We start from the raw sequence: 12,427 nt of genomic DNA on the forward strand, positions 1-12,427 counted from the left end.
TGCCAGGGGTGCCGGGGCCCACTCCGCGCGGCCGGCGGGACGCGCGTCGTCAGTCCTTGATCTCGCAGATCAAGGCGCCCGAGGTGAGCGAGGCGCCGACCTCGGCGGTGAGGCCCTTGATCGTGCCCGCGCGGTGGGCGTTGAGGGGCTGTTCCATCTTCATGGCCTCCAGGACGACGACGAGGTCGCCCTCTTCGACCTGCTGGCCCTCCTCGACCGCCACCTTCACGATCGTGCCCTGCATCGGCGAGGCGAGGGTGTCGCCGGACGCCGCCGAGCCCGCCTTCTTCGTGGCGCGGCGCTTGGGGCGGGCACCGGCGGCGAGGCCCGTGCGGGCCAGGCTCATGCCGAGGCTGGAGGGCAGCGAGACCTCCAGGCGCTTGCCGCCCACCTCCACGACGACCGTCTCGCGGCCGGGCTCGTCCTCGGTGTCCGAGTCACCGGGGAGGGTGAACGCGGGGATGGTGTTGACGAACTCGGTCTCGATCCAGCGGGTGTGGATCGTGAACGGGTCCGAGGTGAACGCCGGGTCGGTGACGACGGCACGGTGGAAGGGGATGGCCGTGGCCATGCCCTCGACCCGGAACTCGCCCAGCGCACGCGCGGCGCGCTGCAGGGCCTGCTCACGGGTGGCGCCGGTGATGACCAGCTTGGCGAGCAGGGAGTCCCAGGCGGGGCCGATGACCGAACCCGTCTCCACGCCCGCGTCCAGGCGCACGCCGGGGCCGGTCGGGGGGCTGAAGAGGGTGACGGTGCCGGGGGCGGGCAGGAAGCCGCGGCCGGGGTCCTCGCCGTTGATACGGAACTCGATCGAGTGGCCGCGGACGGCCGGGTCGCCGTAACCCAGCGCCTCGCCGTCGGCGATGCGGAACATCTCCCGTACGAGGTCGATGCCGGTGACTTCCTCGGTGACCGGGTGCTCCACCTGGAGGCGGGTGTTGACCTCCAGGAAGGAGATCGTGCCGTCGGTGCCGACGAGGAACTCGACGGTGCCGGCGCCGACATAGCCGGCTTCCTTCAGGATCGCCTTCGACGCCGCGTACAGCTGCTCGTTCTGCGCCGGGGAGAGAAACGGCGCCGGGGCCTCCTCGACCAGCTTCTGGTGGCGGCGCTGGAGCGAGCAGTCGCGGGTGGAGACGACGACCACGTTGCCGTGGGTGTCGGCCAGGCACTGGGTCTCCACGTGCCGGGGCTTGTCCAGATAGCGCTCGACGAAGCACTCACCGCGCCCGAACGCCGCCACGGCCTCGCGGACGGCGGAGTCGTACAGCTCGGGGACCTCTTCGAGGGTGCGGGCGACCTTCAGGCCGCGTCCGCCGCCGCCGAAGGCGGCCTTGATCGCGATCGGCAGACCGTGCTTCTCCGCGAACGCCACGACCTCGTCGGCGCCGGAGACGGGGTCGGGGGTGCCCGCGACCAGCGGGGCGCCCGCGCGCTGCGCGATGTGCCGGGCGGCGACCTTGTCACCGAGATCGCGGATCGCCTGCGGCGGCGGACCGATCCAGGTCAGACCCGCGTCGAGCACCGCCTGCGCGAACTCCGCGTTCTCCGACAGGAATCCGTAGCCCGGGTGGACCGCGTCGGCGCCGGAGTCCTTCGCGGCCTGGAGGACCTTGGCCACATCCAGATAGCTGGCGGCGGGGGTGTCCCCACCCAGCGCGAACGCCTCATCGGCCGCCCGCACATGCGACGCGTCCCGGTCCGGGTCCGCGTACACAGCCACCGAACCGATCCCGGCATCCCGGCACGCACGAGCAACACGGACAGCGATTTCGCCACGATTGGCGATGAGCACCTTGCGCACGATGGCTCCCTCCTGGAAACAAGCTGAGTTTAGGGACTGCCGACACGACCGATCGACCCGTCCCTAGTGGTGAGCTTGCCCACACGCGGTGTGATCCGAGGCCCGCTCAAGTCGCGAAATCCCTTGTGACGCAAGGGTACGCCGGGACTCTGCACCGCACAGTAATCGCCGTATGTGGTCGAGGTCTCTGTCAGGGCGCCCCGGCGCGTCTCGCGATTCTTTGTTGATTTCCTACTAACGCCTGCCGGATTCTTTGCCTCTGTCCGGGCCCTTGTCCGGGGGTTTACCGATGAGTAGCCTTCCCGATGCCGTACGTACTTGGGGTAACAGGGGAAGAGGTGGGTGCCGTGGTGCGCAGACCGGTGGCATGGGTGGCCGCGATCGTGCTGCTCGCGGAAGCCGTCGGCTTCGTTTTCGTCAACGGTCTGCTGGCCACCGTTGTCGACAACCAGCAGATGTCACTCGCCGGACTCGACCCGGACGCCATGTCCACCGGGACCTGGGCGGCCGGCTTCGGCCTCGGCCTCTACCTGGTCGCGTGCGCGGCCCTGCTGGTGCGCGCGGCCGTCACGGACCGGGGCTTCGGCCGGTTCGCGCGCCCCGTCCTGATCAGCTGCGCGATCCTGCACGGGCTGCTGGGTGCGCTGGCGGTCGGCCTGGTGGGCTGGACGGCGTTCCTGTTCATGATGGTCGTACTGGGGCTGATCGTGCTGACGCTGGTCGCGTACGGCGAGCGGGAGGCGCGGCCCGCGCGCCCCGCCGAGGCCGGGTCGCCGCCGCCGGTCGGGACGGGCCCCACCGCCGCCTGAACGCTCAGACCCAGAGGTCGACGACCGCGACGCCGTGCTCGGCCAGCAGGGCGCGCAGCAGCGGCATCGACAGCCCGAGCACGTTCCCGTGGCTGCCGTCGATCGCCTCGACGAACGGCGCTCCGAACCCGTCCAGCGTGAACGCCCCCGCCACCTGCAGGGGTTCACCCGTCGCCACGTACGCCGCGATCTCCGCGTCCGTCGGCTCACCGAAACGGACCAGGGTCGAGCCGGTCTGCGACACGCTGCGCCCCGTCACCGTGTCGATCACGCAGTGCCCGGTCTGCAGCACCCCCGACCGGCCGCGCATCTGCTTCCAGCGCGCCGTCGCGGTCTCGGCGTCGCCGGGCTTGCCGTGGGCCTCGCCGTCCAGCTCCAGCACCGAGTCGCACCCGACGACCAGCGCCCCGGCGGCCTCCGGACGGGCGGCCACGGCGGCGGCCTTGGCCTCGGCCAGCACCCGGGCCAGGGCGGCGGGTGTGGCGGCGGACAGGGCGTCCTCGTCGACCCCGCTGACGATCACTTCGGGCGCGAGGCCGGCCTGCTTGAGCAGTCCGAGGCGGGCGGGCGATGCGGAGGCGAGTACGAGGCGGCGCTGAGCGGTCATGCCGAGAAGGGTAGCCACCCGGGCCGTGGCGCCGCGGCGCGCGGCCCGAGCGCCTTCAATTCCTGGTGCGTGCTCCCCATACTTGTCCTACTACAAGGGGGTTGAGCATGGACACAGCAGGGTTAGCGTCAGCAGCGGTGCCGCTCATCGTGGCCGCGGTCACGGGGGCCGGAACCGCGGTCGGCACAGGTGCCGTGCAGGTGGTCTCCGACCTGGTGCGGGAGCGGCTGGGGGACTCGGAGCAGGGCCGGGCAGCTCTTACGGGGCTTGACCAGGCCCCCGACGACTCGACGGCGGCCGACCGGCTTCAGACGGCGCTGAGGGACGCCCTCGACGCGGATCCGGCGTTCGCGCGGCGGCTGATCGCCCTGCTCGAAGCGCCGCCGCTGCCCACAACTCCCCCGGCGCCTGCGGGGAGTGTGGTCATCGGGGACAGCAACCGGTTGCGCGGCAGCAACATCTCCCTCGGCCCGCTGTCGATCTCGACCACCCGCGGCGGTCCGGGCACCATGGTGACGCTGGTCGTCGTGGTGGTGGGGATAGTGGCGCTCGCCGTGTACGGAGGCGTGCGCGCGATCAACGGGGACGACTCGCCGCGTCAACGAAGCAGCGTGGCGCCGCAGCAGGACACCGCCGGGGCGCAGGAGGTTCCCGCACCCCCGGACGGCGCGGCGGCCTCGCCGGCCGAGGGGCAGCTCCGCACGGTCCTCGAAGACCGTGACGTGGTGGAGTCGGTCCTTCCCGGCTTGGATGCCGCGCCCGGCGGCTGGACCCAGAACGCCGACCCGACTGTGTTCGACGCCTCCGAGCAGGGGTGCCCGGACGATATGCCCGACGTGCTCTTCTGTGGCGAGGCCGAGTACGAGGACCCGTCGACGGACAATGTCGCCCACTTCCAGGTCCTCACCTTCTCAAGCGTCAAGTCGGGAGAATCGGCCTACCAGACCTGGCGGGAGGAGGACCCGCCCTCCCTGGCGCTGCCGGCCCTCGGCGAGGAAAGCCATGCGACCAGCCGTGAACGGGACGGGGCCAAGCAAGTGATGTCCGTGGTCAGGACCGGCAGCGTCGTGGCCGGCGTCACCTACGAGATCAGCGCGGTCGACTGGACCGATGTGTACGGCGCCGACCATCTGGAGCTTCTGACCCGCATGCTCACCTCTCGGGTTCAGCAGGCGCTCGACGGTCAGGCCCCCACCGCCCGAGCGGAGCTGTGACGGCGGACACCGGACGGGCCACGGCCGAGACCCGTCCGTGAGCGCCGTCGCGGGCCTCAGGGCGCGGTGGCCGGCTCCGGAGGGAGGGGAGTCAGCAGGTCGCCGTGGCGTCGGTCGAGCAGCCGCTCATGGGCGGGGGTGAACAGGCCCCGCCACTGACCGACCGCCAAGTCCTCGTCCTCGCGCGCCGGTTGGGCGGTGATCGCGGGGCCGGCGGCGGCCCGGGTCAGGCCGGTGACCTCCAGGAGCTGGGCCACGGCGCGCTCGCGGCCCGCCGCCGTGCCCCCGTGGGCGGGGCCGGCCAGGTCCTCGTGGGTGATCACCGTCACCGCCGGGTGGTGCAGCAGCCACTGGCAGCGCCGCGCCTCCTCCATCCCCGGGAAGCCCGGGTCCGTCAGCGCGAAGGTGATCTTCGCCTCCATCGTCGGCAGCGCGCCGACGATGTCGCGGTAGATGAGCTGCTCCGGCGGGGCTCCCGCCGGGTCGTCCGGCCGGGACAGCGAACGGAGCTGGCTGATGATCCGGTCCCGTACGTCCCGGTGGTGGAAGACGATCGGCGGCTGACCGCCGTTGTGCCAGGCGCGCAGGAGGCCCGCGTCCGCCCGCCGGAGGTCGAGGCTGTCGACGTACCAGCAGCCGCGGCCCGGCAGCAGGCCGGGCAACTCGCCGTCCGGCAGCCGGGCCAGCCGGCCCTCCAGCCCAGGATCGGCGGGCGAGGCCACGGCGACCGGCTGCCCCAGCCGCATCCACCACACCCGCCACAGGGCCCCGGCCGCCTCCCGGAAGGCCGTGTCGAGCACTTCCCGGTCCTCGACGCCGCGCTTGAGCAGCAGTTCGGCCTCGTCCGCGCCGTGGGCGGCCGTCAGCAGCGGGCGCATCGCCACCAGTTCGGGGGTGCCGGCCGGCCGGTCGTCGGCGGCCGGGACGGCGCTCATCGTGCCGTACGAGAGATGGCCGAGGGCGGACGTGAGGTCGGCCAGCAGCGGGGTGCCGCTGCCGGGGAGCGAGACGACGATCATCTGGGACACAGTCATGGACTCTCCGGGGAGGGCGGCTCGCACCCGGAGGCGGTACCGGGCCCGTACGCCCCGCTCAACGACGCGACGCCCGTCCGGGCACGCGCGCGGGGCCCACCGGGCCGGGGCGTCGGCGAACGCCGTCAGCGAACGCCGGAGACCAGCATCGCCAGCACCATGGCCAGCGCGAGGATGATGCCGGCGCGGCGCATCATCGCCTGCATGTCCCGCATTTCCTTGGGAGGTTCGTTCTCAGGATCCGACCAGAGCATGCGATCGATCCTGCGGCCGCGGCGGCCGGGACGCCTGAGTACCCGTACTCAAGCGACCCCGCCGGTCCGTCACACGACACCCCTCGGCCGGGCCGGTTCAGCCGGGCCAGTACGTCCGCGCCCATGCCCGCGGGCCCGCCCGGTGGGTCTCGCGGCGGGCGATGCGCGCCGGGTCCGACCAGTTCGGCTCGGGCGGCGCGGCGCCCGGCGTGGGCTCGGCCTCGGCCGCCGCCGCGCGGGCCCGGACCACCGCCAGTGCGGCGGCCAGCTCCTCCGGGGTCGGGTTGCCTCGTACGACTTTGATCATCGCGACCTCCTAAAGAGGGATGTTGCCGTGCTTCTTCGGGGGCAGGCTCTCGCGCTTCGTACGCAGTTGCCGCAGCCCCTTCACCAGATGCGCGCGGGTCTCGGACGGCATGATGATCGCGTCCACGTAGCCGCGTTCGGCCGCGACGTACGGGTTGAGCAGCGCGTCCTCGTACTCCGCGATCAGGCCGGCGCGCGTCGCCTCCTGGTCCTCGGCGGCGGCGATGGTGCGCCGGTGCAGGATGTTGACCGCGCCCTGCGCGCCCATCACCGCGATCTGCGCCGTCGGCCAGGCCAGATTGAGGTCGGCGCCCAGATGCTTCGAGCCCATGACGTCGTACGCGCCGCCGAACGCCTTGCGGGTGATCACCGTGATCAGCGGGACGGTCGCCTCCGCGTACGCGTAGATCAGCTTGGCGCCGCGCCGGATGATGCCGCCGTACTCCTGGTCGACACCCGGCAGGAAGCCGGGCACGTCCACGAACGTCACCACCGGGATGTTGAACGCGTCGCAGGTCCGCACGAACCGCGCCGCCTTCTCGGAGGCGTTGATGTCCAGACACCCGGCGAACTGCATCGGCTGGTTGGCGACGATGCCGACCGGATAGCCCTCGACCCGCCCGAAGCCGGTGATGATGTTCGGCGCGAACAGCGCCTGTGTCTCCAGGAATTCGGCGTCGTCCAGCACATGCTCGATGGCGGTGTGCATGTCGTACGGCTGGTTCGCCGAGTCCGGGATGAGGGTGTCCAGCTCCAGGTCCTCGGCGGTGGGCGCCAGTTCGGCGATCTCCGGGAAGGCGGGCGGCTCGGAGAGGTTGTTCGACGGCAGGTACGACAGCAGTGACTTCACGTACTCGACGGCGTCCTTCTCGTCACCCGCCATGTGGTGCGCGACGCCCGACGTCGTGTTGTGCGTACGCGCGCCGCCCAGCTCCTCGAAGCCGACGTCCTCGCCGGTGACCGTCTTGATCACGTCCGGCCCGGTGATGAACATGTGCGACGTCTGGTCGACCATCACCGTGAAGTCGGTGATCGCGGGCGAGTAGACCGCGCCGCCCGCGCACGGGCCCACGATGAGGCTGATCTGCGGCACCACACCCGACGCGTGCACATTGCGGCGGAAGATCTCGGCGAACAGGCCGAGCGCGACCACGCCCTCCTGGATACGGGCGCCGCCGCCGTCGTTGATGCCGACGATCGGGCAGCCGGTCTTCAGCGCGAAGTCCATGACCTTGACGATCTTCTCGCCGTAGACCTCGCCCAGCGAACCGCCGAAGATCGTGAAGTCCTGCGAGTAGACGCAGACCGGGCGGCCGTCGACCGTGCCGTAACCCGTCACGACGCCGTCTCCGTACGGACGGTTCTTCTCGATGCCGAAGTTGGTGGAGCGGTGCCGGGCGAACTCGTCCAGCTCGACGAACGACCCCTCGTCCAGAAGGAGGTCGATCCGCTCACGGGCCGTCAGCTTGCCCTTGGCGTGCTGCTTCTCCACCGCCCGCGCGGAGCCCGCGTGCGTGGCCTCCTCGATACGGCGCTGAAGGTCCGCGATCTTGCCCGCGGTGGTGTGGCTGTGCTCTGTTCCGCGGGCGGTTTCCGGCTCGGACATGGGGATGCGGCTCCCTGCGGTCTGCGGGTCTGTAGTTCTGCGGCTCGGCGTGTGGCTACTGATCCGTAGCGTATCGGCGGGCCTGGCGTTCGGCAGTGCGTCGTTGACCACACCTACGCTTGCCCGTATGACCGAGCAGAATGCCGCGGGCAGCCGCTGGACCGACCTCGAACGCCCGCCGCTGAACACCGTCGCCCTACGGCGCGGGCTGATCGTGCCGGGGCGCCTGTGGACGTCGCTCGACGTCGTCACGGCCACGGGATCCACCAACTCCGACCTCGCCGCCCGCGCGGACAGCCTCCCGGAAGGCGCGGTCCTCGTCGCCGAGGAGCAGACGCGGGGGCGCGGGCGGCTGGACCGCGCGTGGTCGGCGCCCGCCCGGTCCGGGCTGTTCCTCTCCGTACTGCTGCGGCCGGGACCGGACGTACCCGTGGCGCGCTGGGGGTGGCTGCCGCTGCTCACCGGCGTCGCCGTGGCGACGGCCGTCGCGCGCGCCGCGGGCGTCGACACGGCGCTGAAGTGGCCCAACGACCTGCTGGTGACGGTCGGCGGCAAGGAGGGCGACGAGGCGGCCAAGGAGGAGCGCAAGGCGGGCGGCATCCTCGCCGAGCGCGCGGGGGCCGACGCGGTGGTCGTCGGCATCGGCCTGAACGTCAGCCTCACCGAGTCCGAGCTGCCCGTCCCCGGCGCGGGCTCGCTCGCGCTCGCGAACGCGGTGTCCGTCGACCGCGACCCGCTGCTGCGGGCGGTGCTGCGCGGTCTGGAGCGCTGGTACGGCGCGTGGCGGGACGCCGCGGGGGATCCGGCCGCGTCGGGACTCCAGGAGGCGTACGTGGCGGGCTGCGCGACGCTGGGGCGCGCGGTACGGGCGGAGCTGCCGGGGGAGCGGCAGCTCGTCGGGGACGCGGTGGCGATCGACGGGGACGGGCGGCTGGTGATCGCGACGGAAGGCGGCGGACGCGAGGCGGTGGGGGCGGGCGACGTGGTGCACCTGCGCGCCGTCTAGGGCGGCTCCGGGGGACCCTCGGGGCCCGGTGGTGTCCGCTTTCCGGTGCCCCTCCGCGGTCCCCCCGGTCCGCGTTCCGCGACTACCCGCAACGGCGACCCCGACAGCCCCGACCTGCCGTATCGTTGAGGCGACCCACGACAGATCGGCAGGGGCAGTGCGCAGGGAACGGGCAGGAGGCGGCTGGTGACGGTCGACGACACGACCTCCGGTGGGGACGAAAAGCCGCCGTCGGACTCCTCCGGTCACCCCAACCCGCACCACGCCGTCGACCACACGGCCGAGCCCACCGACGACCCCCTCGCCATCCGGCTCGAACAGCTGATCCTCGGCGCCGAGCGGCGCTACACGCCCTTCCAGGCCGCCCGCACCGCCGGTGTCTCGATGGACCTCGCGTCCCGCTTCTGGCGGGCCATGGGCTTCGCGGACGTCGGCCAGGCACGGGCCTTCACCGAGGCCGACGTCCTCGCGCTGCGCCGGCTCGCGGGTCTCGTCGAGGCCGGCCTGCTGAGCGAGGCGATGTCGATCCAGGTCGCCCGGTCGACCGGACAGACCACCGCCCGGCTGGCGGAGTGGCAGATCGATTCCTTCCTCGCCGGTCTCACGGAGCCGCCCGAGCCGGGGATGACGCGGACCGAGGTCACCTATCCCCTGGTGGAGCTGTTGCTCCCGGAGCTGGAGGAGTTCCTGGTGTACGTGTGGCGGCGCCAGCTCGCCGCCGCCACCGGACGTGTCGTCCAGGCCGCCGACGACGAGGAGATGGTCGACCGCCGTCTCGCCGTCGGCTTCGCCGACCTCGTCGGATTCACCCGGCTGACCCGTCGCCTGGAGGAGGAGGAGCTGGGCGAGCTGGTCGAGGCGTTCGAGACGACCTGCGCCGACATGGTGGCCGCGCACGGCGGCCGGCTCATCAAGACCCTCGGCGACGAGGTCCTGTACGCCGCCGACGACGCGGGCACGGCCGCGGAGATCGCGCTGCGGCTCATCGAGACCATGACGCACGACGAGTCGATGCCCGCGCTGCGCGTGGGCATCGCGTTCGGCACCGTCACCACCCGGATGGGCGACGTCTTCGGCAACACGGTGAATCTCGCCAGCCGGCTCACCTCGATAGCCCCCAAGGACGCCGTCCTGGTCGACGGGGCGCTCGCGGAGGAGCTGATCCGGACGGGTGACACCCCCGCGTCCGAGGCCGAGGCGGTGGAGCAGGCGGCGGCGGCCGAGAAGGCGGGCGAGGAGCCGCACTCGTACCGCTTCGGCATACAGCCGATGTGGCAGCGGCCGGTGCGTGGCCTGGGCGTCGTGGAGCCCTGGCTGCTCACGAGACGGCCCAAGCCGGAGGCCTGACGGTCCGGACCGCCGCCTATGATCCCGGTCAACGATCGTTGACCGGGAAGCGGGTGGGTGCGGTGGGCGCAGAGGGCGACCAGCGGTTCGGGGAGTTCGTCGCGGTACGGCGGCACGGTCATGTGGCCGAGCTGGTGCTCGACCGGCCCAAGGCCATGAACGCGGTCTCGACGGAGATGGCGCGCTCCATCGGCGCGGCCTGCGCGGCGCTCGGCGCGGACCGGGACGTACGCGTCACCGTCCTCACCTCGACCCACGAACGCGCCTTCTGCGTCGGCGCGGACCTCAAGGAGCGGAACTCGCTGAGCGACGCGGAGTTGGTACGGCAGCGGCCGACCGCCCGCGCCGCGTACACCGGCGTACTGGAACTCCCGATGCCCACCGTCGCGGCCGTGCACGGCTTCGCCCTCGGCGGCGGATTCGAGCTGGCGCTCTCCTGCGACCTGATCGTCGCCGACCCGACGGCGGTCGTCGGGCTGCCCGAGGTGTCCGTGGGCGTGATCCCCGGCGGCGGCGGTACGCAACTGCTGCCGCGCCGGGTCGGAGCCGCCCGCGCCGCCGAACTCATCTTCACCGCACGGCGGTTGGCGGCCCCCGAGGCACACGAGCTGGGCCTGGTCGACCAACTGGTGGACGAGGCGGCCGACCGTACCGAGGCGCTGGCGCTGGCCTCCCGGATCGCCGCGAACTCGCCGGTCGGACTCCGGGCGGCGAAGCGGGCCCTGCGGCTCGGGCACGGGCTCGACCTGCGGGCCGGCCTGGAGGTCGAGGACGCGGCGTGGCGGTCGGTGGCCTTCTCCGGGGACCGTACGGAAGGTGTCGCGGCGTTCAACGAGAAGCGGAAGCCGGAGTGGCCCGGCGAGTAGGACGCACGTCCGCCTCGCGTGGTGGACGGAGAGTGACGCCGCCTCGCTCCGAGTGATCAAATCACCCCAAAACACCCTAAGGTGGGGTGATGGGAGAGGACGTACGGCTACGGGCCGTGGTGGAGCTTGCCCAGGCCATGGCCTCGGCGCACACCCCGCACGAGTCCTGGCGGGCCGCCGCGCTCGGCGCGCGCGACGCGCTGGCCGGCAGCTTCGCCGCGCTGTCCGTGTGGGAGCGGGACCTCGGGCAGCTCAAGGTCCTCGTGAACGCGGGGGATCTGGCGGAGGGGGAGGAGGAATTCCCCGAGGACGAGTCCTATCCGGTGCACCGGTTCCCCGAGATCGCGGAATTCCTGCACGAGCGGTGGGCGGGCGGCGGCGAGCCCAACGCGTGGGTCGAGACGGTCGACGGCCCGGCCGCCGCGGCCGGTGCGCCCGGCTACTGCCACCAGCGGGTCGCCGCGCTGCGCAGGCGCCGCCGGGGGTGCTGCGTCGTCGCGCCGATCGTGCTGCACGGGCGGGCCTGGGGGGAGCTGTACGTGGCGAGGCCGCTCGGCGTCCCGGTCTTCGCGCGCGCCGACGCGGACTTCGCGACCGTCATCGCGTCCGTCGTGGCGTCGGGGATCGCACAGACGGAACGGCTCGAAGAGGTCCGCCGGCTGGCGTTCACGGACCCCCTGACGGGTCTGGCGAACCGCCGCGCGGTGGACATGCACCTGGACGAGGCGGTCGCGCTGCACCGCACGGACGGGTCGGTCGTCAGCCTCGTCGTCTGCGACCTCAACGGCCTCAAGCGGGTCAACGACACCCATGGTCACGCGGTCGGTGACCGGCTGCTGGAACGGTTCGGCTCGCTGCTCTCGGTGTCCGGCGCGCAGTTGCCGGGGGCGCTGGCGGCGCGGCTGGGCGGCGACGAGTTCTGTCTGCTGACGGTGGGGCCGACCTCGGACGAGGTGGTCGCGGTCGCCGACGAACTCTGCCGCCGGGCCGCGGAGTTGGAGCTGGGCGAGGGGGTGGCGTGCGGGGTCGCGTCGACGGGGGACGCGATCGGGCCGCTGAAGTCCGCCCGGCGGCTGTTCCGCCTGGCCGACGCGGCGCAGTACCGCGCGAAGGCGGCGCGGTCGGTGGGGCCGGTGGTGGCGGGGCGGGACGGGGGAGTGGTGCGCCTGGCGGACGAGCCGCCACGGGCGGCGGAGGGCGGGGAGCGTCGGCGGTTCCGGGGGATGCGGGGGTCCTCCGGGGGTGGTGGGTGAAGGGGGTTTCGTTTGCCGGTGCCGCGCCTGCGGGCCGGTGGTCGTTGTCCTCAAGCGCCGGACGGGCTGGGTGGTTGCGGTGGTCGGCTGACGGTCGGGGTGCGGGTTGCCGTCCCGGCGGGTTGCTGTTTCGTTGGCGTGGGCGGGGTGCGGGGCCTCCGGAGGGGTATGTCCGGACGGCGTGACTTACGCCGCGTGCAGCGCTCGTTGGACCCGACGCGGCCTCCTTGTCCACGCGACACAAGTCAGCCTGAGTGTCCGAACACACCCCTCCTGCGACCCCGCCCCCCTCACGCCGTCGCGACACCGGTACAAGCCACC

General features: G+C 72.6%; 12 protein-coding genes. 6 read left to right on the forward strand and 6 right to left on the reverse strand.

The window, feature by feature from the left end; genetic code table 11:
- Positions 1-49 precede the first annotated feature (49 nt).
- Positions 50-1,804, reverse strand: a complete 1,755-nt coding sequence (locus ACFUN8_RS34580; RefSeq protein ID WP_383646635.1) for an acetyl/propionyl/methylcrotonyl-CoA carboxylase subunit alpha — start codon at positions 1,802-1,804, stop codon at positions 50-52.
- 338 nt (positions 1,805-2,142) lie between these two features.
- Between ACFUN8_RS34580 and ACFUN8_RS34585 the strand changes: the two genes are divergently transcribed.
- Positions 2,143-2,613, forward strand: a complete 471-nt coding sequence (locus ACFUN8_RS34585; protein ID WP_383646663.1) for a hypothetical protein — start codon at positions 2,143-2,145, stop codon at positions 2,611-2,613.
- 4 nt (positions 2,614-2,617) lie between these two features.
- On the opposite strand, the gene ACFUN8_RS34590 is transcribed toward ACFUN8_RS34585, so the two are convergent.
- On the reverse strand, positions 2,618-3,220 hold the full coding sequence (locus ACFUN8_RS34590; protein ID WP_383646639.1) for a Maf family protein: 603 nt from the start codon (positions 3,218-3,220) through the stop codon (positions 2,618-2,620).
- A 137-nt stretch (positions 3,221-3,357) separates the two neighbouring features.
- Between ACFUN8_RS34590 and ACFUN8_RS34595 the strand changes: the two genes are divergently transcribed.
- A complete protein-coding gene (locus ACFUN8_RS34595) occupies positions 3,358-4,434 on the forward strand; it encodes a hypothetical protein (protein ID WP_383646642.1) in 1,077 nt (358 codons plus the stop codon).
- A gap of 56 nt (positions 4,435-4,490) precedes the next feature.
- On the opposite strand, the gene ACFUN8_RS34600 is transcribed toward ACFUN8_RS34595, so the two are convergent.
- From ACFUN8_RS34600 to ACFUN8_RS34615, 4 genes are all read right to left on the reverse strand, one after another.
- Positions 4,491-5,468: a hypothetical protein gene (locus ACFUN8_RS34600; RefSeq protein WP_383646645.1), complete on the reverse strand. Its 978-nt coding sequence runs from the start codon at positions 5,466-5,468 to the stop codon at positions 4,491-4,493.
- A gap of 125 nt (positions 5,469-5,593) precedes the next feature.
- Positions 5,594-5,722 (reverse strand): morphogenic membrane protein MmpB, encoded by a 129-nt coding sequence (gene mmpB / locus ACFUN8_RS34605; protein WP_382570223.1) that lies wholly within the window; start codon positions 5,720-5,722, stop codon positions 5,594-5,596.
- Between the two features lie 97 nt (positions 5,723-5,819).
- Positions 5,820-6,029 carry an acyl-CoA carboxylase epsilon subunit gene (locus ACFUN8_RS34610; protein ID WP_383646648.1) on the reverse strand — a complete coding sequence of 70 codons (210 nt, stop codon included), beginning with the start codon at positions 6,027-6,029 and terminating at the stop codon, positions 5,820-5,822.
- A 9-nt stretch (positions 6,030-6,038) separates the two neighbouring features.
- Entirely contained in the window at positions 6,039-7,634 is a 1,596-nt protein-coding gene (locus ACFUN8_RS34615) for an acyl-CoA carboxylase subunit beta (protein ID WP_383646651.1), read from the reverse strand.
- A gap of 127 nt (positions 7,635-7,761) precedes the next feature.
- Between ACFUN8_RS34615 and ACFUN8_RS34620 the strand changes: the two genes are divergently transcribed.
- The 4 genes from ACFUN8_RS34620 (at position 7,762) to ACFUN8_RS34635 (ending at position 12,106) form a co-directional block, all read left to right on the forward strand.
- Entirely contained in the window at positions 7,762-8,640 is an 879-nt protein-coding gene (locus tag ACFUN8_RS34620) for a biotin--[acetyl-CoA-carboxylase] ligase (protein ID WP_383646654.1), read from the forward strand.
- A 186-nt stretch (positions 8,641-8,826) separates the two neighbouring features.
- On the forward strand, positions 8,827-9,987 hold the full coding sequence (locus tag ACFUN8_RS34625) for an adenylate/guanylate cyclase domain-containing protein (RefSeq protein ID WP_382570230.1): 1,161 nt from the start codon (positions 8,827-8,829) through the stop codon (positions 9,985-9,987).
- 62 nt (positions 9,988-10,049) lie between these two features.
- Positions 10,050-10,853, forward strand: a complete 804-nt coding sequence (locus ACFUN8_RS34630) for an enoyl-CoA hydratase/isomerase family protein (protein ID WP_383646657.1) — start codon at positions 10,050-10,052, stop codon at positions 10,851-10,853.
- Positions 10,854-10,942: 89 nt separating this feature from the next.
- On the forward strand, positions 10,943-12,106 hold the full coding sequence (locus ACFUN8_RS34635) for a diguanylate cyclase domain-containing protein (RefSeq protein ID WP_383646660.1): 1,164 nt from the start codon (positions 10,943-10,945) through the stop codon (positions 12,104-12,106).
- Positions 12,107-12,427: the final 321 nt, after the last annotated feature.

This window comes from Streptomyces sp. NPDC057307, from assembly GCF_042667665.1.
Taxonomy (GTDB): Bacteria; Actinomycetota; Actinomycetes; order Streptomycetales; family Streptomycetaceae; genus Streptomyces.